The 638-nt window shown below is 62.2% G+C and carries 1 protein-coding gene; it reads left to right on the plus strand.

Features of this window, described 5'->3' with window-relative positions:
• Positions 1–638: MFS transporter (locus PGS10_RS24930; protein WP_316423637.1), on the plus strand; the 638-nt coding region annotated here is incomplete at both ends.

Consider the following 638-nt stretch of genomic DNA (forward strand, 5'->3'; position numbering starts at 1 on the left):
CTGTGGCTGGCGCTGGCGTTCTGCGTCACCGGCGGGCTGATTGCCCTGGCGGCGCTGCGCAACACCGAAACCCCGCGCCATATGCAGAACCTCACCACCCGCGAGAAGTTCTCCGAACTGGGGCGCGCGGTGACCCTTATCTACACCAACCGCAGCATTATGCTCTCCAGCATTGTGCGCATTATCAACACCCTGTCGCTGTTCGGCTTCGCGGTGGTCATGCCGATGATGTTCGTCGATGAGCTCGGCTTCACCACTTCCGAATGGCTGCAGGTGTGGGCGGCGTTCTTCTTCACCACCATTTTCTCCAACGTCTTCTGGGGTATCGTGGCGGAGAAACTGGGCTGGATGAAAGTGGTGCGCTGGTTCGGCTGCATCGGCATGGCGCTGTCGAGCCTGGCGTTTTACTACCTGCCGCAGCACTTCGGGCATAACTTCGCCATGGCGCTGGTGCCGGCGATTGCGCTGGGGATTTTCGTCGCGGCGTTCGTGCCGATGGCGGCGGTGTTCCCGGCGCTGGAGCCAAAGCATAAAGGGGCGGCGATTTCGGTCTACAACCTGTCTGCCGGGCTGTCGAACTTCCTCGCGCCGGCGATTGCGGTGGTGCTGCTGCCGCACTTCAGCACCATCGGCGTGGT

Origin of the sequence: Klebsiella sp. 141153, assembly GCF_032601995.1 — a bacterium.
Classification (GTDB): Bacteria; Pseudomonadota; Gammaproteobacteria; order Enterobacterales; family Enterobacteriaceae; genus Klebsiella; species Klebsiella aerogenes.